This window comes from Ruegeria sp. AU67 (genome assembly GCF_900312795.1).
Classification (GTDB): Bacteria; Pseudomonadota; Alphaproteobacteria; order Rhodobacterales; family Rhodobacteraceae; genus Ruegeria; species Ruegeria atlantica.
In genome coordinates, this window is sequence record NZ_OMPH01000020.1 from 149,303 (window position 1) to 175,773 (window position 26,471).

Genomic DNA, 26,471 nt, shown 5'->3' on the forward strand with positions numbered 1-26,471 from the left:
GGAAAGACGCATGTTGCGGTGTTATACGCCCGCGCATCGTTTATTTTGGGCAAATACGTCCACAAAGCCCGAAAAGGTCCGCCTGTATGAGCTCTGAAATCCGTCTTGCCTTTGCGCACCCGTCCGAGCGGTCCGAAGCGACCGCTGCCCGGGGGGCGTTGGATCGTATTTCTCTGCGTGACCATATCGTCGAGGTTGAAATCGGCGCGTTTCAGGCCGAGCGTGGAACGACCCAGCGTATCTGTTTTAACATCGTGGTCGAGGTTCGCCCGCTGACCGATCCCATCGACGATGACGTGGATCGCATCCTGTCCTATGACCGGGTGACTGAGGCGATCGCGTATGAGCTTGCGGCGGAACGTCTTAACCTGCTTGAGACTTTGGCAGACCGGGTGGCCGAGCGAATTTTACTTGAGCCGCAGGCCGTAAGAGCTTTTGTCAGAATAGAAAAACTTGATCGAGGCCCAGGCGCTTTGGGTGTCGAGATTGTGCGCGGAAAAGACAAGGTTCATCACGACGTTGTTGAGGAAGAACGCCCGCATCCGCGTTTGGCTTTTCTGTCGAACGAGGCCATTGCCTCGTCCAATCTGACCGGGTGGATCGATCAGTTGGAAAACCGCGAACGTCCCCTAATCCTGTGCGTCGGTGCGGCGGATATGCCGGTTTCCCAGACTGGCCACGCGATGACCCAACGCCGAATTGATCTGTTGGCGATTGAACAGAACGCCTGGGTTCTGGCTGCCCGCGATCACCGCTGCGTTGTCGTTTCAACGCGGACTGAGCTGGATTGGGCCATGAAGAATGGCCAGATTTGCGTCTGGGCACCCTCAAAAATCGTGCTGGATGCTGTTGACGGCCAATCGGCGGCACCTTCGGATGCGGTCGCGCTGGCGGCATGGTTTGCTGCCACTTTTGAGGCGAGTGAGATGATGGTGATCGGCGGCGCGCTGCCCGACGCCCCTGAAACCCCTTTGCGTGCGATCTCGGTGGATCAGGCACAACTGTGACCGCTTATTTTCGACCTCTGGTTCAGCATGGTCCGAACCGTCCGCCGGGTTCAGTGCCGCTAGCTGGCCAGCCGCTTTGGTTTACCCATGTTGAACGGTTAAGCCGAAAAGAACGTCCAATGATCATTGCCGTGCAGGATGTACCAGGTGATGCGCTGGACCGACTGACGCGTCCGCGTGCCGATGTTGCGGGCCTTGCCATGGATCGCCCGCACATTATGGGCATTCTGAATGCGACCCCAGATAGTTTCTCGGATGGCGGTGTGCACAATTCGGTCAGCGCGGCCCAATCTGCGGCTGAACAGATGGTTTCACAAGACGCAACCATTCTGGATATCGGCGGAGAATCGACCCGGCCCGGCGCAACCTTCGTGGCCGAAGATGAAGAGATCGCGCGAACCCGCCCCCTGATCGAAGCGATCAAATCCCGCACTGATGCGTTGATATCCATCGATACGCGCAAATTCGCCGTCGCCAAAGCTGCGTGGGAGGCCGGAGCAGGGCTGATCAACGATGTAACTGGATTTACCTTTGACGCACAGCTTGCGCCGTTTTGCGCGCAAGTTGGCGCTCCGGTTTGTGTGATGCATATGCAGGGCGATCCGGGCACGATGCAGGACAATCCGACCTATGACGACGTTCTGCTGGATGTCTACGATTTCCTTGAAGGGCAGGTGGATCGTCTCGAAAACCTCGGATTGGATCGGGATCAGATTATCATTGATCCGGGCATAGGGTTTGGCAAGACCGAGGCACATAACCTGGCCTTGCTGCAGGGGATCAGCCTGATTCATGGTCTAGGTTGCCCGATCCTGTTGGGCGTGTCCCGAAAAGGTATTATCGGGCAGATTGGCAAAGAGCCGCGCAAGGACGCCCGCGCGCCGGGATCAATCGCCGTCGGGCTGGCTGGATTGTCACAAGGCGTTCAAATTCTGCGCGTGCACGATGTTGTAGAAACCGCTCAGGCCTTGCGCCTTTGGGCCGCCGTCCGGTAAGCCGGAGGCAGGCAAGAAATGACGGAGTGACATTATGCGCAAGCTGTTCGGAACCGATGGGGTGCGGGGGACCGCCAATACCCATCCAATCACGGCCGAAATGGCATTGCGCATCGGGGCCGCCGCTGGCCGTTACTTCCGCCGCGATCAGTCTGGCGTGCACCGCGTTGTGATCGGTAAGGATACGCGCCTGTCCGGTTATATGGTGGAAAACGCCCTGACGGCCGGGTTGACCTCTACCGGAATGAACGTGTTGCTGCTTGGGCCGGTGCCGACGCCCGCCGTCGGTCTGATGACACGGTCGATGCGCGCGGATCTTGGGGTGATGATCTCGGCCAGCCATAACCCAGCCGAGGACAACGGCATCAAGTTCTTTGGTCCGGACGGATACAAGCTGTCCGATCAGGCGGAACTCGATATTGAAAAGCTGATCGAAGAAGGTGTCAGACCTGCGCAGGCACGGAATATCGGCCGTGCCAGACGGGTGGATGATGCACGGTTCCGATATGGTGAGCGCGTCAAATCCTCGCTGTCGCGAGACTTGCGTCTGGACGGGCTAAAAGTTGTTGTTGATTGTGCCAATGGGGCCGCGCACCGCACGGCGCCCGAGGTTTTGTGGGAATTGGGTGCCGAGGTGATCCCGATCGGCGTCACGCCGAACGGTAAGAATATCAACCTCAACTGTGGCTCGACCAAACCGCAGATGGCTGCCGAAACCGTCGTGGCCCACGGTGCAGATGTCGGGATTTGTCTGGATGGTGACGCTGATCGCGTTGTCATGATCGACGAGAATGGCCAAGTCGCGGATGGCGATCAGTTGATGGCGCTTTTGGCAACCAGTTGGGCCGAGGCAGACCGCCTGAATGGCGGCGCGCTGGTTGCAACGGTGATGTCGAACCTTGGCCTGGAACGTCATCTTGAAAGCCATGGTCTGCGTCTGGAGCGCACCGGCGTCGGGGACCGCTATGTCGTTGAGCGGATGCGCGAAGGCGGGTTCAATCTGGGCGGCGAACAATCAGGCCACATCGTCATGAGCGATTATGCCACCACCGGTGACGGCCTTATGGCAGGCCTCCATTTCTTGGCGGAGTTGGTTCATACAGGTCGCAAAGCATCGGAATTGTCTGTGCAGTTCGAAACCGTACCGCAAATGCTGAAGAACGTGCGCTATGGAGAAGGACAAGCCCCGCTTGAGGCCGCCAGCGTGCAGGCTGCTATTTCTGACGCCGAGGCGCGGCTGAACGGGCAGGGGCGATTGCTGATCCGCAAGTCGGGTACGGAACCTCTGATCCGCGTCATGGCGGAATGTGAAGATGACGCGCTGTTGACCCAGGTTGTCGACGGCATCGTTGCCGAGGTCGAGGCCGTTACAGGCTAGCGCCCGGTTAGCATCTTTCGCAGGCTGAACCACTGACTGATGGCCAGCCCGGTCAGGATCATAGCCAGCGCCACGAAAAAGCGCAGCGGCAACGCCTCGGACAGCACCCATGCGCCGAACACCATCGACCAGATTGGCACTTGGTAGTTAACGAGTGTCATGAACACCGACCCGGCGCTGCGAATGACGGAAACCCGCAGCAATGTGGCAAATGCCGTAGGGACCAACCCCAAAACGATGATGGCAATGCTTGGGCGGGTACCTTCCCATGTGGGGACGCCTTCGGTCACGAACATGATTGGCAGCAGGATTACTGCGCCGACCAGCAGGGTCAGGGCGGCCAGTACCACCGGATCAATGGGCGGACATTGACGGGTGAAGATCGACGCGCAGGAATAGCATAAAGCGGCCCCGATGCAGGCCAGTTGCGCCAAAGGTTCCGACCCGTGGCCGAGTTGCGCCAAGCCGGGGCCGATCAGCACCAACGCACCGCAGAATCCAAGGGTCACGCCCACCAGTTTTCTCAGGTTCAGGGGCTCGTCCGAAAAGAAATGCGCCAGCGGCAGCACCATCAGAGGGATTGCGGCCATGGACAGACCCGCGAAGGCGGACGGTACGTATTGCTGCCCCCAGCTTAGCAGAACAAAGGGCAGGGCAGACGACAAGATACCGATCACAATGACCGAGGTCCAAAGGGCAGCTGATCCGGAAGGTAGCTTACGGTTTGTCGCGGCCATCAACGCCAGCAACATCACGGCACCCAACGTCGTGCGCGCGGTGGCGACGGTGATAGGTCCGTACCCTTCCAGTGCCATGGCAACGACCATGAACGTCCCGCCCCAAATCAGGCCGAGGGTGATAACGCCGCTCCAATCGCGGGATGTAGGGTGCTGGACCATCTGCGTCTCGGCTTAGGGCTTGGACAAAAAAGGGCGGCCTAATGGGCCGCCCCTTCGCATTCGCTTGGCAGGATCAGTTCTTTTCCTGATCGACCAGCTTGCCGGCGGAAATCCACGGCATCATGTCGCGCAGTTTCTTACCGACCTGCTCGATCTGATGCTCATCATTGTGGCGGCGAGCCGCTTTGATGGTCGGCTGACCAACAGCGTTTTCCAGCATGAAGTCACGCACGAATTTGCCGGTTTGGATGTCCGACAGCGTCTCTTTCATCGCTTTCTTGGTCTGCTCATAAGGCAGGATCCGTGGGCCAGTCACGTACTGGCCGTATTCGGCAGTGTTCGAGATCGAGTAATCCATGTTCGCGATACCGCCTTCATAGATCAGGTCAACGATCAGCTTGGTCTCGTGCAGACACTCGAAATAGGCCATTTCGGGTGCATAACCTGCCTCAACCAGAGTTTCGAAACCACAACGGATCAGTTCAACGATACCGCCGCACAGAACGGCCTGCTCACCGAACAGGTCGGTTTCGCACTCTTCGCGGAAGTTGGTTTCGATGATGCCCGAGCGGCCGCCACCGATGGCCGAGCAATAGGACAGGCCGATTTCCAGGGCCTTTCCGGTCGCGTCGCTGTCAACAGCGACCAGGCAAGGCACGCCGCCGCCTTTGACGTATTCGCCGCGTACGGTGTGGCCGGGGCCTTTGGGGGCCATCATGATGACGTCGATGCCTTCTTTCGGCTCGATCAATCCAAAGTGCACGTTCAGGCCATGGGCAAAGGCAATGGCAGAGCCCGGCTTGATGTTGTCATGCACGTATTTCTTGTAGGTCTCGGCCTGCAGTTCGTCGGGCATGGTGAACATGATGACGTCGCACCAGGCTGCCGCTTCGGCGATGCCCATGACTTCCAGACCCTCAGCTTCGGCTTTTTTGGCGGATGCCGAGCCTTCGCGCAGAGCGACGACAAGGTTCTTCGCGCCTGAGTCGCGCAGGTTCAGTGCGTGAGCGTGGCCTTGGCTGCCGTAGCCCAGGATTGCTACTTTCTTGTCTTTGATCAGGTTGATGTCGCAATCGCGATCGTAATAGACGCGCATGTCGCCGGTCCTTTCTGGTTAGATTGCCGAGGGTTTTACCTGCCGGATGTTGTATTGGCGATAGGGTTGCACTTGAGTATTTGTGAAAAAGATGAAGAATAATTCGTGTAACGACAAAAATTCGAAAAATTCATGCTTGATGATATAGACCGCCGAATCCTGCGCCACTTTCAGGCTGATCCCAGCCTGACTGCTGCGGAACTGGCCGAGCGTTGCCGTATCAGCCAGGGTGTCTGCTGGCGCCGGGTCGAAAAGATGCAGGCCGCCGGGATCATTCAGGGGCAGGAGGCCGTGATCGATTGGGCGGCGCTTGGGTATGCGGTCGAGGTTTCGCTGCGGGTCACGCTGGACAAGACGCAATCGCGCGCGTTTGACGAATTTACTGCCGCCGCCCGACAGGTGCCCGAGGTGATCGAATTGCAGACATTTCTGGGCAGGGTGGATGTGCGGCTGTCGGTGATTGCCAGGGACATGTCACACTACCAACAACTCTACCGTGACCGCATTCTGACCCTGCCGCATATCGCGGATATTGAGGCCTTGATGCATATCGCCAGAGTTAAAAGCGAAGAGGTTCTGCCGGTATGACCGATTTGGATGAACTGGACCGACAAATTCTGTGCGCGCTGGCGCAGGACGCATCGCTTAGTGCGGGGGCGTTGGGGCGAAAGCTCGGCCTGTCACAACCGGCGACATGGCGGCGCATCCGCCGACTGGAAACCTCGGGCGTTATCAAGGGTCGCCGATTGCGCCTGAATGCCGAGGCGTTGGGATTTGGCGTGACGGTATTCCTTGGCGTAAAACTGGCGCGCAAGGGTCAGGTCAGTCTGGAGGATTTTGAGCGTGCCGTCAGTGCGATTCCCGAAGTTCAGACAGTTGAGCATGTGCTGGGTCTGTACGATTATCGCCTGCGGGTGGTTGCCCGCGACCTGTCGGATTTTGAGCGGGTCCTACGCCGTCGGATCATGACCTTGCCCGGCGCAGGAGATGTCGAAGCCAACGTCCTGCTAAGTGAGGAACGTTTGCCGGGACCGATCGGATAAGCCCGTTCAGTACCGCGTGCGGATGCAATATCCCGGATGGTGCGTCATCCGGGCAAATGCCATCGGATTTCCATTCTTCCAGGTCGTGCGCTCTAGCTGGATCATCGACGTTCCGGGGGTGGTTCCCATGAATTCCGCCAATCGTCCGTCCGCGGAGATCGCGCAAAAGGAGACCTCAGCCTCGGTAAACGGAGAGGCGTTCAGTAGCCATTCATGCGGGCCGTGGTCGGTCAGATCGGCATGTTCGATTTCGGGCACCGCATCTATGTTGATCCAGCGTTCTTCCAATTGGAAGGGACGGTTGTCTGCATAATGCATGCAGATGACTTGCAGGACGCGAATGTCAGCGGATACACCGATCTGCGAAGCCAGCCAACCGGGGCTTGCGACCACGTTACGTTCAACCAGCGAGTACCGATAGGTTGCATTTTGGCTTTCAACCGTTTGACGAGCCAAAGAAAATTCCAGCTTTGCATGCTTGCTGGGTTCCTTTTTGACCCGGGTCCCGCTTTTGCGTTTGCGCTCGACAAAGCCCTGATCAGAAAGCTCGCGCAGGGCACGGTTCACTGTCGCGCGTGCGCAATTGAATTCCTCGGCAAGCTGTGTTTCGGTTGGCAGAAGCGATCCCTGCGGCCAAATGCGGCTTTCGATCCGCCGTTTGACTTCGTCCCGTACAACTTGAAAACTGATCCGCTTATGCGCATTCACCTGTCGAAATACCTTTCTTCTGCAAAGTGAGTGCATCTGGTCAGAAACACGTCAGAGTGTAAAGGGCGGCTGACACTAATTGGCGTCATTTCTTGCCAGATTCGACCAACAAAATATCATTTGAGTGTTTTGTTTTTAGTTTCCTTAAGCCAGATATTCGGGTTCAGTACGGGTCTCGGCAAATTAACCCGGGTCGTGAGGCCGCTGACGACAATTTGAAAGGACAAACCATGCCAGCGCTATTGGACACCGTCGATCCCTCTGGGCTCGAAGAGTTCTCGGTCGTGTTTACGGATCGGTCTCTGAACCACATGTCAGTTCAGTTTCAGCAGGTGATGCGCGACATCTCGGGCTTGCTGAAGGATGTATATAATGCGGATGGCGTTGCCATTATCCCTGGTGGTGGCACCTATGGGATGGAGGCCGTTGCCCGACAATTTGCGCGCAACGCCAATGTACTGGTCGTGCGGAACGGGTGGTTTTCCTACCGTTGGAGCCAGATCATCGAATCCGGTGATCTGACGGCGTCGGCGACGGTTCTCAAGGCTCGTGAAACCGGCAATTCCAGCCCGTCGCCCTTTGCCCCCGCACCGATTGACGAGGTTGTTTCAACAATCCGTGAACAGCGTCCGGATGTTGTATTTGCCCCACATGTGGAGACCTCGGCCGGTGTCATTCTACCCGATGATTACGTGACCGCCATGGCCGCCGCGGCGCATGAGGTTGGGGCGTTAATGGTGCTGGACTGCATCGCGTCGGGATGTGCCTGGGTCGATATGAAGGCCACCGGCGTGGACGTTCTGATCTCGGCGCCCCAGAAAGGGTGGAGTGCATCGCCCTGCGCGGGCCTTGTCATGCTATCTGAGCGTGCCGAAGCGCGGTTGGAGGAGACTACTTCGGACAGCTTTGCCGTTGATTTGAAAAAATGGCGGCGGATCATGCAGGCCTATGAAAATGGCGGGCATGCGTATCACACGACCATGCCCACGGATGCGTTGAAGGCATTCCGCGATACGATGGTCGAGACCCGCGATTATGGGTTCGACAAGCTGCGGGACGCCCAATGGGCATTGGGCGATGGAGTGCGGGCGTTGCTACGGGACAAGGGCATCGTCTCGGTAGCAGCGGACGGATTTGGCGCGCCGGGTGTCGTGGTCAGCTATACGGCGGACCCGGATGTTCAGAATGGCAAGAAGTTTGCCGCTTTGGGCATGCAGATCGCAGCAGGTGTGCCGTTGCAATGTGATGAGCCTGAAGGGTTCAGCACCTTCCGCCTTGGTCTGTTCGGTTTGGACAAATTGTATGACGTTGACGGCACCATCGGACGGCTCAAACGCGTGCTGGATCAGGTTCTGTGAAACCATTCGGGCCTTAGCGTACGCCGAGGCCCATTTGCATCAGGGTCTTGCGAACAGCCGGCAAGGAATAGAGCGCATTCAGCCCCATTGCCCGCACGTCCCTTAGCGGCCGCGCTTCGATCATCGAGGCACGGTTCAGTAGGTCGATGCCTTTGACCCGCATCTCGATCTCGGTATGGCGGGCTTTGTGATAGGCATCTAGCATCTGCGCATCGCCCAGACCTTCGGGGCGGGCCTGCGCCAGTTCCAGCAGGCTGCTCAGATCACCCAGCGACATGTTCAATCCTTGCGCTCCAATTGGCGGCACCACATGGGCGGCTTCGGCCATTAGTGCGACTCGCTCGCCTGACAGACGTTCTGCTGACTGGCTTATGATCGGCCAGATGGTCCGGCGCGAAGCCAGCTTCAAGGGTCCGAACAACCCACAGGACCGTTCGGTCATCAACGCTTCAAACGCCTCGGGCTCGGTGTTGAGCAATTCAACCGCGCGGGGTCCGCGCTCCATCCACACAATTGCCGATGACGGTTGTCCCTGCCAATCGGGCAGGGGGACCAGGGTGAAGGGCCCACCTGAGCGGTGAATTTCGGTCGAAACATTGTCGTGCGGGATGGGATGTGTGACTGCAAAGGCCAATGCTTTCTGGCCATAGCGCGTGGTATTGACGTTGATCCCAGCCGCCTCGCGTATGGGAGAGTTGCGCCCGTCAGCGGCGACCACCAGTTTGCAACGAATGCGGCTGCCTTCACTCAGGCCGACACGCGCTTCGGCAGTGCGGGTGAACAGACTGACAGTGCCAGTACCGGGGCGGAAATCGACATTGGGCAGTTCGGCCAGCCGTGCCACCATCTCGCGCCGCAGCAGCCAGTTGGGCAGGTTCCAGCCGAAGGGCAGATCCGAAATATCTGCGGCGTTGAAATCGCGTACCACGCGGGGTTCAGGAACATCTCCGCCTGCGTCCACAATCCGCATGATCTGTAAGGGGGCCGCGTGTGGGTCCAGCCGTTGCCACAGCCCGCATTGCTCTAACAAGCCGTGCGCCGGTTGCAAAAAGGCGGTGGTCCGCAAATCAGAGCCGTCCACGTCGCGCTCGGTTATCGGGGGCGTCGGGTCGACGCAAATGACGTCGAACCCGGCGGTTCCAAAGGCCGCCGCAGCGGTCAGACCAGCGATTCCGCCGCCGGAAATCAGGATGTCACAGCTGTCTTTCATGACCTTGGCCTCCGAGTGTTTGGCAGACCCTAGTTCGGTTCTGCATCGGGCGCCAAGTGACATCCTGTCCCGCGTGTCAGCCGCGTGAAATCAGGATGAGGATCAGGAACATCACCGGCACCATCATCACGGCTGGGATGTACAGGCCCGGTAAACCGAACAACAGGGCAGAACAGCCCCACATGCTGAAAATCGCAGCCGCTGTATAACCCCAATCTGCGCCCCTTGCATGAGCGGCATCCTTTGCCAGCCAGCCAAACAGGGGAACTGCAAATAACAGGCGCTGCCAGATGGGCAGGCGTCCGGGCATCTCGATCGCGCTCATGGGGTCTCCGATTCTGTTCGTCGCTGAGGCGCATATAGGGTCGATGATGCACCTGCAGAATGTGCAGATCGTCGCAGTGTGACAGCCTATCGCAGGCGGGACAAAAACGCAGTCAGATCGTCGGTGTGATGGTGTATGTGATCGGCCTTATGCGGCTCGGGCGCGACGTGAACTGTGCGCATTCCCATCGCGTGCGGAGCAGCCAGATTGCGCGGATCATCTTCAAACATGGCCGCCTTGTCGGCGTCGATGCCATCCTGTGCAAAGATCGCCTCGAACGCGGCCTGTTTAGGTTTTGGAAGATAGCCCGCGTGTTCTACGCCATAAACCGCATCGAACAAACCGCTGAGACCGCGTGCTTTTAGCACACGTTCGGCATAAGGCGCGCTGCCGTTGGTGTAAACGATGCGACGGCCAGGCAGGCACCGGATGTGGTCGGCCAACTCGGCGTCGGGGTCCATGTGGCTCATGTCCACCCGATGCACGGCGTACAGATAGGGTTCGGGGTCCAGGTCATGCTCGGCCATCAAGCCGGCCAGCGTGGTGCCGTATTCCCGCCAATAGTGCGAGCGCAGACGATCCGCCTCGGCCCGGTCGACGCCAATGGCCTGCACCACGTAATCCGTCATCAGAACCTCGATCTGGTCGAATAGTTGCATATGAGGCGGGTACAGCGTGTTGTCGAGGTCGAACACCCATTGGGTGACGTGCGAAAAGGAAGGTTTGACCATGGGTTGGGTTTAGGCCGCCATTCACAGGTTTTCAATGCTACACTTGATTGCACGGGCCTGAGGCGGATAGACATGTTCGAACGAGGAGAAAAAACACCCCATGCCGCAATCCCGTCAGCCCAACAAAGACGCCTATAGCCTTATTCTCGAAGCGATTGATGTGGGCGTTTACAAGCCCGGCGACCGATTGGTCGAAAGTGAGCTAGCAGAACGATTTGGCGTGTCTCGTACACCTATCCGCGAAGCGTTGCAGCGACTTGAGACGCAGTCCCTGCTAGAGCGTGACGGACGATCACTGATCGTGGCCTCATTGGATCACAACCAAATGGCCGAACTTTATGTGGTTCGGCGCGAATTGGAAGGGTTGGCCGCAAAGCTGGCCGCGAAACACGCCACCGAAGAAGAGATCAAAGTGCTACAGGACATGGTCGCCGCTGACGATGCGCTGGTGAATGATCCAACGGCACTGTCGCGGGCCAACCGGCGGTTTCATGAACAGATCCATCTGGCTTCGCACAACCGGTATCTGGTGCAGCAGTTGAATCTTGTGCACCGCACAATGGCTCTGATGGCTACGACCTCGCTTGCCGTTCAGGGCCGTGGCGAGATTGCGCAAAGTGAGCATAAGGGCATTGTCGAGGCGATCACCGCAAGGGATGAAGAGGCGGCAGAGCGCGCGCTGAAGGAACATATCTCGGTGGCCTTCATGACCCGGCTGAAACAGGATGCGGTGCTGCGCGAGAAATGACCGTCAGTGCGGCTGTACTTCTTCGCGGGCCTGCCCATGCTGAGTTTTGTCCCAGAAGAACGGGTTGCTGGCCAGTTCCCACAGTGCTTTGTAGGCGGCTAGAACGCCCAACGGAAAATACAGCGGCATTGTTGGAACCCACGGCATCAGGAACCGTCTCTCCGGCGCTGCCACGGCCAGCATTCCAACGATCAGATTGGTGATCTCGGCCAACAGAAACAGGCTGATGAGTGCGTAGAAGGCCCAATCAGACAAAAGCGGATCGAACGGGCCAGGCAAGCCCAGTGTCGCCAACCAGAACAGCCATAGAACTGGTGCCAGTAGAAACTGGCCAATAGTGCCCAAGAAGAACGCCTGAACGCCAAGAAATCGCTTGAACCCGATGTCGCTTATCAGACGCCGCGGCGCACGCATGTGCACCAAATAGGTCACCATGAACCCCTTCAGCCAGCGCGAGCGCTGCTTGACCCACGGCCAGGCACGAAAGTTTGCCTCTTCATAGGTGGTGGTATCGACCATCTCGGTTCGATACCCCGCACGGCTGAGGCGCACGCCCAGATCTGCATCCTCGGTTACGTTGTGGGCATCCCAGCCGCCAAGCTCCAGCAATTTATCCCTGCGAAAATAGAATGTTGTGCCCCCAAGGGGGACGACCAGACCCAGATTCGCAATGCCTTGCAGGATGATCCGAAACCAGCTGTTGTATTCGATGGTAAAGCAGCGTGACCGCCAATTTGTGCGCGGGTTGTAATAATCCAGAACACCTTGCAGGCAGACGACATCTTCGCCAGCCCGCGCAAAATGCCGGACCACCCGTTCGATCTGATCCGGTTGCGGGGCGTCCTCCGCATCCCACACACCCAGAATGTCCCCACGACAAAAATCCAGCGCGTAGTTCATCGCTCGGGGCTTTGTCGTCAGTCCGTTCAGTTCCGGGACTTCCACCGTTCTGATCCAGCTTGGCAGATCCACTCGGCTTAATGTGGTGCGCGTGACCTCATCTGAGGCTTCCAGTACCAGAATGACGTCCAACAACGCTTTTGGGTAGGTCAGGCGTTGCAGCCGCCTTATCAAAGCGCCTGCAATCTCTCGTTCTTTGTAAAGGGGCACCATCATCGATACGCGCGGCAATCGCAGTGGAACAGGCTCGGGCGTTGGGCACACTTGGCGGCATCTCATAAGATATGAGACCAAGCTCGCCATGCGCAAAACCATGAACAAGAGCAGTGAAACGGTGGCCGTGGTCAAAAGAGCAGCCAGACCAACCAGAGGAAAGGCTGCAAAAAAGAAAAGAAGTCCCGCAAGGGCCGCGATGGGACCCGCGCGCTTTGTCGGCGTCCACGATCGACAGCTCTGATCCTTGTCGACCCGGGTTTCCGCGCCTTTTGCCAAAGTTTCAGAAAATGCGCTGGCAATCGCGTGATCAATCTGACTGGCCGATGCAAGTACCGGGGCAATCGTGTGTTCAGTGTGGGACAGGGCGGCGCGCACCGCGGCAAAGCGGTTCGGATCTGCGGTCGCGATCAGCAGGATTGGGCCGATGCGTTGCCATGGGATTACATTATGCTTCAGCCAGAACTCGGCCGGTTTGATGTCACATAAAGTCGGGGAAGGAGGTGTGTCTTTCAGATCGGCAATTTGCAGGTTGGTCTGCTCAGACAAAGCATCCATGACTTCCTGACGGCTGATCCAGCCCTCTCCGACAAGGATCTCGCCCAGCGGGGCCTGTTGTCTGGATTGCAAATGCAGCGCCTTTTCGAGCTGCGCGGGGGTGATGCATCCACGTTCGAGTAAACAGGCGCCAAGGGGTTTCCGCGCCCCAACAGAAATCGGCGCGGCTCGCGCGAATTGCTGCAGGCTATGTTCAACCATAAAAAAACCCCTGACACGGTGACCCGCGTCAGGGTGGCTCAATCAAGGTTAACAGCGCGTTAACACTATACGATGAAGTGGTTAAGCCTGTGCTTTCTTGTCTGCCATTGCTTCGGCAAAGCGTTCGAACAGATAGTAGCTGTCCTGTGGGCCGGGCGAGGCTTCGGGGTGGTGCTGCACCGAATAGACAGGGCGATCAGTCATGCGGATGCCGCAGTTGGACCCATCAAACAACGAGCGGTGGGTTTCCACAACCCCGTCGGGCAGGGACTGGGCGTCCACCGCAAAACCATGGTTCATCGAGGTGATCTCGACCTTGCCGGTATCCAGATCTTTAACCGGATGGTTGGCCCCGTGGTGGCCGTGGTTCATCTTTACGGTATGGCCGCCCAAAGCCAGCGCCAGCATCTGGTGTCCTAGACAGATGCCAAAGACGGGCAGGTCGGTGGCGTCCAGAACCTCTTTGATCATAGGCACGGCGTATTCACCGGTGGCTGCCGGGTCTCCGGGGCCGTTCGACAGGAACACGCCATCGGGATTATGGGCCAGCACCTCGGCGGCCGTTGCCGTTGCAGGCAGAACCGTGACGTCGCATCCGGCCGAGGCGAGGCAGCGTAGGATATTGCGCTTTGCGCCAAAGTCCACGGCGACAACTTTATGAACCGGAGATTCCTGACGTTTGTACCCGTCCGGCCAGGCCCACCGCATTTCGTCCCAGCGATAGCTTTGGGCGCAGGTGACCTCTTTGGCCAGATCCATACCTTCCAGACCGGCAAAACCGCGCGCGGCGGCGACCAGTGCCTCGATATCAAAGTTACCGTCGGGATCATGTGCCAACGCGACATGAGGTGCGCCTTGCTGACGGATGGCACGGGTCAGGCGGCGGGTGTCCACACCACCGATGGCGATGCGGCCACGGCGGGCGAGCCAGGTTTTCAATTCCTCGGCCGAGCGCCAGTTCGATGGCTCGGTTGGATCCCATTTGACCACCATCCCGGCGGCAACCGGATCGCCGGTCTCATCATCTTCGGGGTTCACGCCGACATTGCCGATATGAGGGAAGGTGAAGGTCACGATCTGTCCCGCATAAGAGGGGTCGGTCATGATTTCCTGGTATCCGGTCATCGCGGTGTTAAAGCACAGTTCAGCCACGGTTTGGCCGGTGGCGCCGAAGCCCATACCGTAGAACAATGTACCGTCGGCCAATGCCAGACATGCGGTGGGCTTGGACGGGGCGTTCTGGGCCATGGCGCGACTCTCCTGCAAGGTAAACCGGCGCATACCTAAGGGGGTTGTACGCTCGGGTCAAGTCTGTTCGATTTTTACGCTATTGTTTAAAATCAATATGTTAGATACATTCGCCCCCTGTTGTATAGCGCTTTTTGTTTCGATATGGTCGGGGTTCCTTTGCCATGGGGATGGACAGAACATATGGATATGCGATCACGGGTGAACACTGCCCTGAAGCAAGCAATGAAAGACAAGGATGCCGAGCGTCTGTCGACGCTGCGCCTGATTAATGCTGCGATCAAGGACCGTGACATCGCCTCGCGCGCGTCTGACAACGAAGAAGCCAAAGGCTGCGGCGACACAGAGGTGCTTGAAATTCTTGGTAAAATGACCAAGCAGCGCAAGGAAAGCGCCCGTGCTTATGAAGAGGGCGGCCGGTTGGATCTTGCCGAACGGGAACTGCGCGAGGTCGAGGTCATCGAGGAATTCTTGCCCAAGCAATTGGACGATGACGAGGTGAGCAAGGCCATTCAGACCGCAATCACGGCCACCGGCGCCGGGTCGATCCGCGACATGGGCAAAGTGATGGGTGAGCTGAAAACCCGTTACACCGGCCAGATGGATTTCGGCAAGGTTGGCCCGATGGTCAAAGATCAGCTCTGCGCTGCGCCAGGCGGCAGCTGCTAAGCATTATTGTTTGCGAAGATGCTAAGGCTGCGCGACAGGTTCGCGCAGTTTTTTTGTGAGCTCATCAAACAGCGAAATCCGCTCTTCCTCAGACAGAAACGCGCCGATTTCAACTTCGCGGCCGTCACCGGTCAGTGTGACATAATTCGGGACCGGGCCGCCGCGCTCATGCATTTCGGGGCGCGCCCAATAGCGGTTGCACGACCACTCCTGCTGCCCCCGTTGCGGGTGATGCTGCACCAGACGGGCCTGCGATCTGGTCAAGGTCAACACCTCGAAAACGCTGCGTGCACGGTAATTGGACTGGATCGCGAACCACAGTCCCAGAACGGTCAACAGCATGAATGGCAGCAAACCCCACAGCAAAACCGACCCAAGAACAGCCATCAGGGGAATCAAGCCAAATAGAAAGACCGCCAACACCACACGCATCGCCCAGCGTGGGGGCAGAGAGTTATGCGGCCACAGGCGCAGCTCTTGCTCGGAACTTGAGGTTTGATTCCATCGATACGGCATGGTGCAAAAATAGCGCAACACCTGCCGGTGTCTAACAGGAAAGATCAGATGACGTGCCCAACTTTGGCCCAAGACAACGCGTCGTCCAGCCGGTCATCGCCCCAGAAAACCTCGCCGCGCACGACCAGGCTGGGGGCCCCGAAAACGCCCAGCTTTGTGGCCTGTTCGGTTTCGGTTTCAAGGGCCGAGATCGTGTCCGGGCTGCGGGCGCGGGCAAGGGTCAGGCGCGGGTCCTGCTGACACCGGTGCAGTGCTTCTGACAGCGCTGTTTCGCTGCCCGCCTCAATCCCTTCTTCGAACCAGATGCGGTACAGGTTTTGGGTAAAGGACTTGCCCCAGCCATCCGCCATACCCAGCACGGCAACCTGATTGGCCAGCGCAAGATCCGAGATCGGGTAGGGTGCTGGAAGCGTGGCGTGCAGGTGGTACTTTGCGGCCCGCCGCTCGATATCACGCCACATATATGCAGATTTGGCCGGTTTGCCCGCAAAAGGAATGTTCTGTTGTTCGGACATAACGGTACGCACGTTGAACGGTCGCCAATTGACGGTCGCGTCATGCTCATCACACCAATCATCCAGGCGCATGATCGTCAGGAAGCTGTATGTGCTGCCGATGGAGAACCAAAAATCTATTTCGGGCATCTGATGGCTCCGATCCCAGGGTTTCTGGATACATGATACCCTAAAATGGGCAGATTATCGAACGCACCCTGATATGGCGTTGCGGATGCGCCAATTCGGGTCGCTCTAAAACAGAACTTTTTCGATGGGTTGCGCGGGTTGAGGGGCAATACCGCAGTCGGTCATCTGCCGTAGGTCGATCTCGATGCTGCGACACAGGGCCGAGATTGGAACATCGGTCACATCCCCTTCGAATGGATCCTCCATCGAAGCGCTGACGCGCTCGGTGACAAAGAAGATCCAGCAGACCAGCGCCCCAACCGGCGCGAATGTCAGCCAGTCGAAGATAACAAGCTGCCATACAGAGATATCAGCTCCGGGGACAATTGATCGCTCATCGTTGAACGCCAGTGGCAGCATGAAGATGAAGATCCAACTGAAGACGCGACCGACTTCGGCAACCTGTCTTGGGAAAGGTGTGTTTTTGATCCGCTCACACTGGCCTTGCGTCGTCGTAAACCGGGCGAGGCGGTCCATCAGGGCGACGTGCCAATAGGGGTCAATGCCACGGCTGCGCGCCAACTCAGAAAGCTTTTCGCCCTGAAGAAACAACAGATAGGAGGCGCGATTGCTCTTGCCTTCAAGCCTTGGCAAGTCGCTTTGCAACTGGCGTTCACGCCAGCATTCGGGCTTTTGATGCAGCTCGGTGCGGTCAGAAATAGGTTTGTGTCCAAACATCCATGGGCGTCTGCTGCGTCCTGTCGGCGAGGGCTGGCGCAGCTGAAAGGCAAGCATATTGAGCCACGCGATGTGACGTTCGATCAGTTCGTCGCGCAGTGCGGGATCAATCGGTGTGCCGTCGGGCAGCACCAGATTGCTGATAGTGTTGCCCCAGTCCCGGCTGGCATTGACGATTTCGCCCCAGATGCTGCGCGCCTCGGACCAGCGCGCAAAGGCCGACGTGTTTTTGAAGCCCAGGAAGAACGCAACTGCAAGCCCGAGCATGGTGACGGGAGGACTGGGGTTCGAGATCAGCTCGATTGTCGTGAGTTCGTCCGCCAGAACAACCAGCAGCGTCCATGTCAGCACGATACAGATAAAGCCAAAGGAGCCTTTGACCATCTGTCGTACAGTAATTCCGTCGTGAAGGATCATGACCGACCGGGTCCTGCGCAATTGGCGATTGCAGATCAGTCTAACGGCTTATTCTCGGGCAAGTCTATGCCAGCGCTGTTTAATTCTTGAGGTCTGAAAATGAAAAGCCCCGCATCTGCGGGGCTTTGTCAATCTATGTTGCCGGGATTAGTGGGCGTGGCCTTTATCCCAGTCTTCCTGCTTTGGCAGCTGCTCGAACGTGTGCTCGGGCGGCGGGGTTGGCAGGGTCCATTCCAGCGTATCCGCGTATTCGTTCCAGGGGTTCGGCCGGGTCTCACGCTTGCCACGCAGCAGGGCGTAGATCACGATGCCGAAGAACAGCAGGAACGAGGCGAACGAGATGAACGCGCCAATCGACGATACATAGTTCCACTGGGCGAATGCCTCAGGGTAGTCGATGTAGCGGCGCGGCATGCCCTGACGGCCCAGGAAGTGCTGCGGGAAAAAGGTCAGGTTGGCGCCAATGAAGAACATCCAGAAGTGAACCTTGCCCCAGAATTCCGAGTACTGGCGACCTGTCATCTTGGAGAAGTAAAAATACATTCCCGCAAAGATCGCAAACACGGCACCCAAGCTCATCACGTAATGGAAGTGCGCAACCACGTAATAGGTGTCGTGATACGCACGGTCCACACCGGCCTGGGACAGAACCACACCGGTCACACCGCCAACGGTGAACAGGAACAGGAAGCCGAAGGCGAACAGCATCGGTGTCTTGAACTCGATCGAGCCACCCCACATGGTCGCGATCCACGAGAAGACCTTAACCCCGGTCGGCACCGCAATGACCATCGTGGCCAGCATGAAGTACGCCTGCTGACGCAGAGACAGGCCAACAGTGTACATGTGGTGCGCCCACACGACAAAGCCCAGCACACCGATCGCGATGATCGCCCAAACCATCGGCAGGTAACCGAAGACGGGCTTGCGCGAGAACGTCGCGATGACGTGGCTGATGATGCCGAAACCGGGCAGGATCACGATGTACACTTCCGGGTGGCCAAAGAACCACAGGATGTGCTGATACAGGATCGGATCGCCGCCACCGGCGGGATCAAAGAAGGTGAAGCCAAAGTTGCGATCCATCAGCAACATGGTGATTGCACCCGCCAGAACCGGCAGGGACAACAGAATCAGCCACGAGGTGACAAAGATCGACCAGCTGAACAGCGGCACCTTGAACAGGGTCATGCCCGGGGCACGCATGTTCAGGAAGGTGGTGATCATGTTGATCGCGCCGAGGATCGAGGAGGCGCCCGATACGTGCACGGCAAAGATCGCAAGGTCCATGGACATGCCGCCTTCGGTTGTCGACAGCGGCGGGTACAGAACCCAGCCAACGCCCGAACCGAGCTGATCGTTACCACCGGGGCTCAGCATCGAGGCCACACCCAGCGATGTACCAGCGACATACAACCAGAAAGACAGGTTGTTCATCCGTGGGAACGCCATGTCCGGTGCACCGATCTGCAACGGCATGAAATAGTTGCCAAATCCGCCGAAAAGCGCGGGGATGACCACGAAGAACATCATCAGAACACCGTGATAGGTGATCATCACGTTCCACAGGTGTCCGTTAGGGGTGCAGAGCTCGGCTCCGCTACCGAACAGTCGGAACCCTTCCAGGCACATATGCTGCACCCCGGGTTCCATTAATTCGATCCGCATGACAACAGTCATCAGAACTGAAATCAGACCGGCAAGTGCCGAGACGACCAGGTATAAAATCCCGATGTCCTTGTGGTTGGTCGACATGAACCAGCGCTGGAAAAATGTGCGCTGGTCTTCATGGTCGTGACCATGAATGGCTGCGTCTGCCATTATAGGTGCCTCCTGTTGCAACTGCACCGCGCAGTTGGACCTCTCCAACGCGCGGGATTCCTGCTGGTTTTAGATTGCGGGGGGACGACCTTCAATGGTCGAGTTTGATCTGGATCAAGATTAATTGTCGCGGGCAGGAGGGCGACCCGCGAAATTTTCACCAAATTCCGCATTCATCTGGGTATCAGCGCCCCGAATTCAAGGGGGCGGCTGGGAATTGCGTTCCCCGCTTGACCCGGGCCGGGGTGCGCCGCAGAACTGTCGGCAACGCGTCAATCGGAGAATTGAAATGACCGCCTATGATCCCGAGAATATTTTTGCCAAGATTTTGCGCGCAGAGATCCCTTCGAGCCGAGTATACGAAGATGACGATACGGTGGCCTTCATGGATATCATGCCGCGCGCGGACGGGCATCTGCTGGTGATCCCCAAAACCTCTTGCCGCAACATTCTGGATGCAACGCCTGCACAACTGGCGGCTGTGACCGCAACGGTCCAGAAAATGGCCAAGGCTGTCGTCGCAGCGTTCGATGCGGACGGGGTCACGATCCAGCAATTCAACGAGGCTGCCGGAGGGCAGGAGGTGTTCCACCTGCATTTCCATATTCTGCCGCGCCATGATGGTGTTGCTGTGCGGGCACCCGGAACGATGGGCGATTTCGACCTGATCGCGCAGCATGCCGAGAAGATCAAAGCTGCACTGAGCTGACTGGGAGACAGTTACTTCAAGTGCGCGTGTGGCCCCGCGCACTCACTATGATCGCCAAATGCGTGAAGCACGGCGCAGACATGGTCGTGCTTGCCATCGCAGGCTTTGGAAATTCGAGACAGTTCCGCCTCGAGGCTGCGCAGGCGGGAAATACGGTCCCGTAGGTCGGCCAGCTGTCTTTCGGCAATTTCATGCACTTGGTTAAGGTCGCCGCCAGACGCGCCTTCCAGAGACAGTAAACCTTCGATGTCGGTCAGCGGTAAACCCAGATCGCGGCAATGGCGAATAAAAAGCAGCCGTTTTAAGGCAGTGTCGTCGTACCGGCGCTGATTACCCGCTGTTCGATCCGGGCGCGGCAACAGCCCCTTGTCTTCGTAAAACCGGATGGTCGGAATCTTGACCTGCGTGTGACGCGACAGATACCCAATTGAATACATCTTTTTTCCTCAGGGCTCTTGAACCTCTAGTCACTAGAGGAATTACATGCAATTTGCAGTCGTAACAAGGGACACACATTTTAGATGGCACATGATCACTCTCATAAGGGGCACAGCCACGCGCACCACCACATAGACCCGGAGGCAGGGGACGCGCGCGTTGCTTGGGCCATTGCCGTCAACATGTTCCTGACGCTAGCACAGGTCATTGGGGGCATTTTTTCAGGGTCGCTGGCGTTGATCGCCGACGCCCTGCATAATTTCTCTGACGCCATCGCGTTGGTCATCGCCTTTTTTGCCCGCAAAATCGCCCGCCGACCTGCCGATCCACGCATGAGCTTCGGCTATGGCCGGGCCGAGGTCGTCGCCGCGCTGGTCAACTACACCACTCTGGTCGTGCTGTCGGTGTACTTGTTCTACGAAGGCGTGATGCGGTTTTTTGAGCCTGAGCCGGTTAACGGCTGGATGGTCGTCTGGATCGCGGCACTGGCTTTGATTGTGGACCTTGTCACGGCTGCGCTAACTTACTCGATGGCCAAGGACAGCATGAACATCCGGGCGGCCTTTCTGCACAACGTGGCGGACGCCTTGGGATCGGTGGCCGTGATCATTGCCGGCACCGCGGTGATCCTGTTCAACTGGACATGGGTAGACCCCGCCGTCACGATCCTGATTTCGGTCTACATACTGTGGCATGTCAAAAGTGAAATTGGCGAAACGATCCGCGTTCTGATGATGGCAGCGCCCCCCGAACTGGACCCGGAAGAGGTCGCCTCGGCCATCGAGGACATACCGGGTGTGTCCGAGGTTCACCATGTCCACTTGTGGAGCATGCAAGAGAGAGAGCCTGCGTTGACGGCCCACCTGGTCGTGGACGCGGCGGCCTGGTCCGATGCGGAAGGGGTGAGGGCCAGCGTCAGACAATCGCTCCGTGACAGGTTTGCCATTGGTCACGCCACGCTTGAGCTTGAGCAGATCGACCGCGCGTGTGTCGGGTCGTCTCGTTTTGGGCATACAGAAGAGAAACTATAGAGTGGCATGTGAATTGCCGCTCCGATTTGGGGTCGGAACGGCAGACTCGTTAACAAAAAATTTTCCGATTACTCAGGATGACCCAAGATCACCGGTTAACACACCACTCACTCTAAGAACGGTAAATCTATACTACCCGCAAACACGCGGGATGTATCCATTTGAGTGAGTTTTTCACCCATTTGCCCTATTTGTACCGTAGCCATTGGGAAATTTTGGCTCAGTATGGAAACAGCGGGGTTAAAAATTAAGGGATTGTTAACAGCGCATTGATTCTGAACGATTCGCAGGTATCGATTTAGCCCCCATTGGGGGCAAAAACCTCTGAGAAGGTTTTGCGCAGGGCTGTGTCCACGTCCACCAAGGTAACCGGCAACCCTAGATCGACAAGCGACGTAACCCCATGTTCGGTGATGCCGCAGGGGACGATGCCCGAAAAATGTTCGAGGTCAGGTTCGACATTGATCGAGATGCCGTGGAAGCTGACCCATTTGCGCAAGCGCAATCCGATCGCGGCCACTTTATCCTCGGCAGGTTGGCCCGAAGGCGTCAGCGGTTTGTCATTGCGCCGCACCCAAACTCCAACGCGACCGTCACGGATTTCACCATGCACGTTGAACTCGGCAAGCGCTGCAATCACCCATTCTTCCAGTTGCTTGACGAAACGGCGCACATCCTTGCCGCGTTTGTTCAAGTCCAGCATCACGTAGGCCACGCGCTGGCCGGGGCCGTGATAGGTATATTCGCCACCACGCTTGGCCTCAAAGACCGGAAAGCGATCTGGGTCGGTCAGGTCTTCGATCCGGGCTGAGGTGCCGGCCGTGTAAAGCGGCGGATGCTCCAGCAGCCACACACATTCATCCGCTTCTCCGGCCGCAATTGCGGCCACGCGCGCCTCCATGAAGGCGACGGCATCTTTGTAATCGGTCAGCCCGTCAGTGATCTTCCATTCCATAAATGCTCCTTACCGCCGGGGCAGGGCGAAGAAAAGAGGTCACGCAGCCTCGGTCAGGCACCGTTGCAGCAGGTCAGAATAGGTTTCGGCCCCTTGCGCACCGGTCACCAGGTACTTGCCCTCAAACACCATTGACGGGACACCTGAAACACCACGGCTGGTCCAGAACTGCTGCTTTTGGCGAACCGGCGCAATGTGATCGCCCGAAGTCAGAGCCGCATGGGCAGCGTCCCAGTCCAGACCCGCCACTTGGGCCGCATTAAGCAGGACCTCGGATTGGGATACGTCCTGTTGATTGGTAAAGTAAGCCTCGAACAGGGCCATCTTCAACGGATGCTGGCGGCCTTGCGTTTCGGCCCAGTCCAGCAGTTGATGCGCGGCAAAAGTACTTACCATCCGGCTTTCGTCATTGAAATTGAACGTGAAGCCAAGCTCGGCGCCGATCTGGGTTAGCCGATCACGAGCCTGCTGGCTCTGCTCAGCCGTTGAGCCATACTTCTCCATGATATGTTCGCGCAGGTTCTGGCCCTCTGGCGGCATATTGGGGTTCAGCTCAAAAGGATGCCATCTGAGATTGGCGAGCACATTTTGTTCTTTCAAAGCCAGGTCCAGCTGGCGAAACCCCACGATGCACCAGGGGCACACAACGTCTGAGACGATATCAATCTGGACAATTGGGCGGGGATCTTGCGCGGTCATGGGCAGGCTCCGGGGAAGGGGGAAATATTCGCTATCTGCAGTACAGATAAGGATGGCACCGCGGAATTCAAATCCGCGTGTTTTTTGCCTCTTCACATCCTGTTCGCCACCGTCTATATGCCCCTCTACCAAGTCATTGGCAGTGCGGTCGTGGCGGAATTGGTAGACGCGCAGCGTTGAGGTCGCTGTGGGGTAACTCCCGTGGAAGTTCGAGTCTTCTCGACCGCACCAGAACTAACTTGATCCGTTAGTTTTTGGCCACATAAACAAGGGCATTCAGCATTTTCCGAGTGTGTCGCATAACGCAAACAGCACACACGGACAGCACACAATGGCCCTTAGAATGAAGATCAGTTACGTCGACGCAATCAGCGAAACTCAGTGGCGGTTCCGTAGAAGGTGGCCCAAGCGAGTGCTTGAAATTCGTGGTGAGGATGCCTATCAGAAGCACATTAAAGCGCGTGATGGGGCAGCTTTTCAGCGCGAGTACCAGTTTCACCTGAGGAATTTTGACGCCATCGTTGAGGATACCCTTAGGCGGAACCCTGAAGTGGACACTCGGTCAGCAACTCAGAAGTTCATCGACGCGCAGCGCCTTGCAGAACATTACGTAGCAGGTGTCCAAGGATTGGACCCCGACGACAGTTGGACGCGCGGGGTAGTGGGCCACAGTCTGGCTGCCCGTGGCGAGAACCCCGATGTCGTGGCTGCTGTCCTGAACCCCAACCTTGAACCCCCTAAGCCGTCGCTGGCCGACATGCGGAGCACCTATGCGAAGGACAAGGGTCTTGCCGAAAACCGAAAGGCGATGGTGAGAATTGACCGCACCTTTGAGGGAGTTCGCTAGGTGGGGCGTTAAGGGTGGGCTTTAAACCCTGCGACACAACAGACCTTCCACCTAATCGACGTGCTGACACGTCTGAGTTTGGATATTGAGGCGGTCCTTATAAGCGTCCAGCACACCAAAACTGGCTTGCAGGCCGAACAGCGCGGGCGACAGTATAGGGCATCTGCAGGGCAAGTAGAGTTGCAGCTTACACGTGCGTCATTTGGTTTATCCTGCCAATTCCTTTAGAAATTCAGCCAATGAATGGCGGAAAACTTGTATGTTGGACTGCTGGCGACATCGAACGGGAGCGGGCACTATCATTCACCACTGCTTAACCCAAGTGATTGGAGGTTGATGACAATATTACACTTCGCCCAAAAAACCGACGATAGCTTCGAGTGAGCCTATGTATAAGTATCTGCTGAAAACCGCGGTCCGGTCTGCAATTCGTGCTGCTGAAAACAGTTACAATACACCTGAAAGAAAGGGCGCCCGGGGCGAGCGTAAGGTGCACAACGCGTTGGCGTCCGTCCTTGATGAAGGAGAATATCGTGTATTGTCGGATTTGATATTGCCCATCTCCGGTGGGACTACTCAGCTAGATCATCTCGTGCTGTCCCGTTATGGGGTTTTCGTAATCGAAACCAAAAACATGTCAGGTTGGATTTTTGGAGACGTCGACCAGAGGCAATGGACGCAGGTTCAAAAGGGTGGCAAGAAGCGCAGCTTTCAGAACCCACTCAGACAGAACTACGCTCACGTTAAGGCTGTTCAGCAAACACTCGGCATCGACCAAAAGTTGCTACACAGTTTTGTAGTGTTCATTGGAACCGCAGAACCCAAGACAGCCCTACCGGAAAATGTTGCATGGGGGTTGCATGCGCTTGATAGACTGATCGGCGTACGCAAACAGCAGGTAATCTCGGATGTGCAAGTGAGCGCCTACGCACAAAAGCTGCAAAATCTGGCGTTGGAAAATACGAGGGCCGTGCGCGATGAGCATGTGCGGTATCTTGAAAACAAGGCTACAGCCAAACTTCTAGCGCCTGCGTCCAACCATGCAAATGTTGCAATTTCGGTTAAGTGCCCCAAATGCGGTGGGGAAATGGTCAAACGGAACAACAAAAAGTCGGGCGCTTCCTTCTGGGGATGTGCGAGTTTCCCGACCTGCAGGGGCAATAGAAAGATAGGATAGCCACCGCCTCAGGGGGCACTCTCATGCTGGCTCAGTGGCTGGGTCGGTCGGCCCAAGGGGCAAGCTGGTTATCAATCCAAACAAGACCCTGAAGGGTTCGTGCGGTTGACCTTAGGCGTATCGTGAACGCTTGTCGCTTGTTTTAGACGGCGAGCAACCTACGGGGCTTCTGATTGAACTTAACTGTACAATGGCGGTCACTGAACTGGTTGCCGAGTAAGATGGCCCCCCCGTTCTTGATAAGTTGACCAGCCGCCAAATTTATCGGCACGCGCGTCTGAAAATGAGTGATTTAGTGTGAAGTGCTGCGTCCTCGTCAAACATGTCCAAAGAGTCGAACAACTTTTCGTCGAACTTACTGTCAAACAAAAGAAACGGCGTCTCAGTAGCATCGATGATCACCGGTGTTTTTAGATGAGCCTGTGACAAGTGACGATAGTCGATGGCTGTGTCATTTTGCTCTCTGCGCCAATCAAGCCAATCTGCCCCAAGCTGTCTCAGATACTTTTGCCTTTCGGCCATTTTAGGGCGGTCACAAACTGCTTTGTCACCCTTCAGCACATTGACGGCATGCTTCAAAATCTCATCGTAGCTTGGCAATCCAGATTTAGAGAGTGCGCTGTTCACCCAATCAATCGGCGTTTTTTCATCGTCCCATTCAGGTGCGTTCATACAGATGCACATGAACGCAAACGGTCTACTCTGTGTTTTTGTGAATGCTGATACGCGCGCTCCCCAGACTTCAAGTATTTTGGGTGTGTTGAGTTTTCTGAAGTGAGAACCCACAAGGTTCAAGCATACCAAAGCAAGAAGTGACCCCAGGTGGTACGCTAGCACAGAATTCTTAACGTTTGCATAGTGCGCCAATAGGTGAACAGGCGCAGAGTACAACGATAACTCAGGCGTGTAGAGGCGCTCACCGTATTCTTTTTGCAAGAGAAATTCTTCGACCATCTTCTGGTCTGTATCTAGTGCCGACACAGTTTGGAACTGAGTTGAAAGTTCTGAAAAAGTTGCGGTTGTCTCCAGAAGTGCTGCTATGCTCAGAGGCTGGCGAACCAACTGCTGTTCCGTGTAGTGGTCGCCAAACTTTACAAAGATTATGGGTTTGTTCTCGTCAGGCCGCCCTGCAGAATAATACTCAACCCCACATGAGAAATTGATTTTCCACGGTGTTGTTAGCGAATGCTTGCACCATTATCTTCAACCGTCC

General features: G+C 56.9%; 28 protein-coding genes and 1 tRNA gene. 13 read left to right on the forward strand and 16 right to left on the reverse strand.

Translation table 11 applies throughout. The features are described from left to right. The first annotated feature begins 86 nt into the window (after positions 1–86). Genes DK510_RS10405 through glmM form a run of 3 tightly spaced genes read left to right on the forward strand, consistent with a single transcriptional unit; the run spans position 87 to position 3,380 of the window. Positions 87–1,007, forward strand: coding sequence for a dihydroneopterin aldolase (locus tag DK510_RS10405; protein ID WP_109312013.1), 921 nt, complete (start codon positions 87–89; stop codon positions 1,005–1,007). Continuing rightward, positions 1,004–2,002, forward strand: a complete 999-nt coding sequence (folP, locus tag DK510_RS10410; protein WP_109312014.1) for a dihydropteroate synthase — start codon at positions 1,004–1,006, stop codon at positions 2,000–2,002. The genes DK510_RS10405 and folP overlap by 4 nt, the downstream gene beginning before the upstream one ends. A gap of 34 nt (positions 2,003–2,036) precedes the next feature. Then, positions 2,037–3,380 carry a phosphoglucosamine mutase gene (glmM, locus tag DK510_RS10415; protein ID WP_109312015.1) on the forward strand — a complete coding sequence of 448 codons (1,344 nt, stop codon included), beginning with the start codon at positions 2,037–2,039 and terminating at the stop codon, positions 3,378–3,380. On the opposite strand, the gene DK510_RS10420 is transcribed toward glmM, so the two are convergent. Both DK510_RS10420 and ilvC read right to left on the reverse strand, forming a co-directional pair. Next, positions 3,377–4,279 (reverse strand): DMT family transporter, encoded by a 903-nt coding sequence (locus DK510_RS10420; protein ID WP_109312016.1) that lies wholly within the window; start codon positions 4,277–4,279, stop codon positions 3,377–3,379. The two genes, glmM and DK510_RS10420, sit on opposite strands and share 4 nt — an antisense overlap. A 73-nt stretch (positions 4,280–4,352) precedes the next feature. Then, positions 4,353–5,375 carry a ketol-acid reductoisomerase gene (gene ilvC, locus DK510_RS10425; RefSeq protein WP_058273912.1) on the reverse strand — a complete coding sequence of 341 codons (1,023 nt, stop codon included), beginning with the start codon at positions 5,373–5,375 and terminating at the stop codon, positions 4,353–4,355. Between the two features lie 132 nt (positions 5,376–5,507). On the opposite strand from ilvC, the gene DK510_RS10430 reads away from it, so the two are divergent. Beyond that, on the forward strand, positions 5,508–5,963 hold the full coding sequence (locus DK510_RS10430) for an Lrp/AsnC family transcriptional regulator (protein WP_109312017.1): 456 nt from the start codon (positions 5,508–5,510) through the stop codon (positions 5,961–5,963). Next, positions 5,960–6,418 carry an Lrp/AsnC family transcriptional regulator gene (locus tag DK510_RS10435; protein ID WP_109312018.1) on the forward strand — a complete coding sequence of 153 codons (459 nt, stop codon included), beginning with the start codon at positions 5,960–5,962 and terminating at the stop codon, positions 6,416–6,418. The genes DK510_RS10430 and DK510_RS10435 overlap by 4 nt, the downstream gene beginning before the upstream one ends. A 6-nt stretch (positions 6,419–6,424) precedes the next feature. Here DK510_RS10435 and DK510_RS10440 read toward each other — a convergent pair whose 3' ends face one another. Further along, on the reverse strand, positions 6,425–7,126 hold the full coding sequence (locus DK510_RS10440) for a GntR family transcriptional regulator (protein WP_200833231.1): 702 nt from the start codon (positions 7,124–7,126) through the stop codon (positions 6,425–6,427). Positions 7,127–7,356: 230 nt separating this feature from the next. On the opposite strand from DK510_RS10440, the gene DK510_RS10445 reads away from it, so the two are divergent. After that, complete coding sequence (locus DK510_RS10445; protein WP_109312019.1) at positions 7,357–8,484, forward strand: aminotransferase class V-fold PLP-dependent enzyme; 1,128 nt, start codon at positions 7,357–7,359, stop codon at positions 8,482–8,484. 13 nt (positions 8,485–8,497) lie between these two features. Here the strand turns inward: DK510_RS10445 and DK510_RS10450 are convergent, their stop codons facing one another. The 3 genes from DK510_RS10450 to DK510_RS10460 all read right to left on the reverse strand — a co-directional run bounded on the left by DK510_RS10450 (position 8,498) and on the right by DK510_RS10460 (position 10,750). Next, positions 8,498–9,694: a UbiH/UbiF family hydroxylase gene (locus tag DK510_RS10450; RefSeq protein ID WP_109312020.1), complete on the reverse strand. Its 1,197-nt coding sequence runs from the start codon at positions 9,692–9,694 to the stop codon at positions 8,498–8,500. Between the two features lie 76 nt (positions 9,695–9,770). Beyond that, positions 9,771–10,019 carry a hypothetical protein gene (locus DK510_RS10455; protein ID WP_109312021.1) on the reverse strand — a complete coding sequence of 83 codons (249 nt, stop codon included), beginning with the start codon at positions 10,017–10,019 and terminating at the stop codon, positions 9,771–9,773. 86 nt (positions 10,020–10,105) lie between these two features. Beyond that, positions 10,106–10,750 (reverse strand): pyrimidine 5'-nucleotidase, encoded by a 645-nt coding sequence (locus tag DK510_RS10460; protein ID WP_109312022.1) that lies wholly within the window; start codon positions 10,748–10,750, stop codon positions 10,106–10,108. Positions 10,751–10,850: 100 nt separating this feature from the next. Here DK510_RS10460 and DK510_RS10465 point away from each other — a divergent pair, with 100 nt between their 5' ends. After that, complete coding sequence (locus DK510_RS10465) at positions 10,851–11,498, forward strand: GntR family transcriptional regulator (RefSeq protein ID WP_058273905.1); 648 nt, start codon at positions 10,851–10,853, stop codon at positions 11,496–11,498. Between the two features lie 3 nt (positions 11,499–11,501). Here DK510_RS10465 and DK510_RS10470 read toward each other — a convergent pair whose 3' ends face one another. Next, complete coding sequence (locus DK510_RS10470) at positions 11,502–13,370, reverse strand: glycosyltransferase (RefSeq protein ID WP_109312023.1); 1,869 nt, start codon at positions 13,368–13,370, stop codon at positions 11,502–11,504. 81 nt (positions 13,371–13,451) lie between these two features. Then, entirely contained in the window at positions 13,452–14,618 is a 1,167-nt protein-coding gene (carA, locus tag DK510_RS10475; RefSeq protein WP_109312024.1) for a glutamine-hydrolyzing carbamoyl-phosphate synthase small subunit, read from the reverse strand. Between the two features lie 183 nt (positions 14,619–14,801). Here carA and DK510_RS10480 point away from each other — a divergent pair, with 183 nt between their 5' ends. Next, positions 14,802–15,287: a GatB/YqeY domain-containing protein gene (locus DK510_RS10480; protein ID WP_109312025.1), complete on the forward strand. Its 486-nt coding sequence runs from the start codon at positions 14,802–14,804 to the stop codon at positions 15,285–15,287. A gap of 21 nt (positions 15,288–15,308) precedes the next feature. On the opposite strand, the gene DK510_RS10485 is transcribed toward DK510_RS10480, so the two are convergent. The 4 genes from DK510_RS10485 to ctaD form a co-directional block, all read right to left on the reverse strand. Further along, positions 15,309–15,803 (reverse strand): DUF2244 domain-containing protein, encoded by a 495-nt coding sequence (locus DK510_RS10485; protein WP_109312026.1) that lies wholly within the window; start codon positions 15,801–15,803, stop codon positions 15,309–15,311. A gap of 44 nt (positions 15,804–15,847) precedes the next feature. Continuing rightward, the gene (locus DK510_RS10490) at positions 15,848–16,447 is read right to left on the reverse strand and encodes a 2-hydroxychromene-2-carboxylate isomerase (protein WP_109312027.1); all 600 of its coding nucleotides are present in this window, start codon (positions 16,445–16,447) and stop codon (positions 15,848–15,850) included. A 105-nt stretch (positions 16,448–16,552) separates the two neighbouring features. Further along, positions 16,553–17,581 (reverse strand): bestrophin family protein, encoded by a 1,029-nt coding sequence (locus DK510_RS10495; RefSeq protein WP_109312028.1) that lies wholly within the window; start codon positions 17,579–17,581, stop codon positions 16,553–16,555. Positions 17,582–17,728: 147 nt separating this feature from the next. Beyond that, positions 17,729–19,402 (reverse strand): cytochrome c oxidase subunit I, encoded by a 1,674-nt coding sequence (gene ctaD, locus DK510_RS10500; RefSeq protein ID WP_109312029.1) that lies wholly within the window; start codon positions 19,400–19,402, stop codon positions 17,729–17,731. Between the two features lie 289 nt (positions 19,403–19,691). Between ctaD and DK510_RS10505 the strand changes: the two genes are divergently transcribed. Then, positions 19,692–20,111 (forward strand): HIT family protein, encoded by a 420-nt coding sequence (locus tag DK510_RS10505; protein WP_109312030.1) that lies wholly within the window; start codon positions 19,692–19,694, stop codon positions 20,109–20,111. Between the two features lie 11 nt (positions 20,112–20,122). Here the strand turns inward: DK510_RS10505 and DK510_RS10510 are convergent, their stop codons facing one another. Beyond that, a complete protein-coding gene (locus DK510_RS10510) occupies positions 20,123–20,548 on the reverse strand; it encodes a MerR family transcriptional regulator (protein ID WP_109312031.1) in 426 nt (141 codons plus the stop codon). An 84-nt stretch (positions 20,549–20,632) separates the two neighbouring features. Between DK510_RS10510 and DK510_RS10515 the strand changes: the two genes are divergently transcribed. Further along, on the forward strand, positions 20,633–21,580 hold the full coding sequence (locus DK510_RS10515; protein WP_109312032.1) for a cation diffusion facilitator family transporter: 948 nt from the start codon (positions 20,633–20,635) through the stop codon (positions 21,578–21,580). A gap of 298 nt (positions 21,581–21,878) precedes the next feature. Here DK510_RS10515 and lipB read toward each other — a convergent pair whose 3' ends face one another. Together lipB and DK510_RS10525 are read right to left on the reverse strand one after the other, a co-directional pair. Next, the gene (lipB, locus tag DK510_RS10520; protein WP_109312033.1) at positions 21,879–22,535 is read right to left on the reverse strand and encodes a lipoyl(octanoyl) transferase LipB; all 657 of its coding nucleotides are present in this window, start codon (positions 22,533–22,535) and stop codon (positions 21,879–21,881) included. Between the two features lie 39 nt (positions 22,536–22,574). Continuing rightward, a complete protein-coding gene (locus DK510_RS10525; protein ID WP_109312034.1) occupies positions 22,575–23,234 on the reverse strand; it encodes a DsbA family oxidoreductase in 660 nt (219 codons plus the stop codon). Between the two features lie 144 nt (positions 23,235–23,378). On the opposite strand from DK510_RS10525, the gene DK510_RS10535 reads away from it, so the two are divergent. The 3 genes from DK510_RS10535 (at position 23,379) to DK510_RS10545 (ending at position 25,258) form a co-directional block, all read left to right on the forward strand. Beyond that, positions 23,379–23,465, forward strand: a tRNA-Leu gene (locus DK510_RS10535). A 100-nt stretch (positions 23,466–23,565) separates the two neighbouring features. Continuing rightward, entirely contained in the window at positions 23,566–24,081 is a 516-nt protein-coding gene (locus DK510_RS10540) for a hypothetical protein (RefSeq protein ID WP_109312036.1), read from the forward strand. A gap of 388 nt (positions 24,082–24,469) precedes the next feature. Beyond that, positions 24,470–25,258, forward strand: coding sequence for a nuclease-related domain-containing protein (locus DK510_RS10545; RefSeq protein WP_109312037.1), 789 nt, complete (start codon positions 24,470–24,472; stop codon positions 25,256–25,258). 261 nt (positions 25,259–25,519) lie between these two features. On the opposite strand, the gene DK510_RS10550 is transcribed toward DK510_RS10545, so the two are convergent. Further along, a complete protein-coding gene (locus DK510_RS10550) occupies positions 25,520–26,320 on the reverse strand; it encodes a hypothetical protein (protein ID WP_109312038.1) in 801 nt (266 codons plus the stop codon). Positions 26,321–26,471 lie beyond the last annotated feature (151 nt).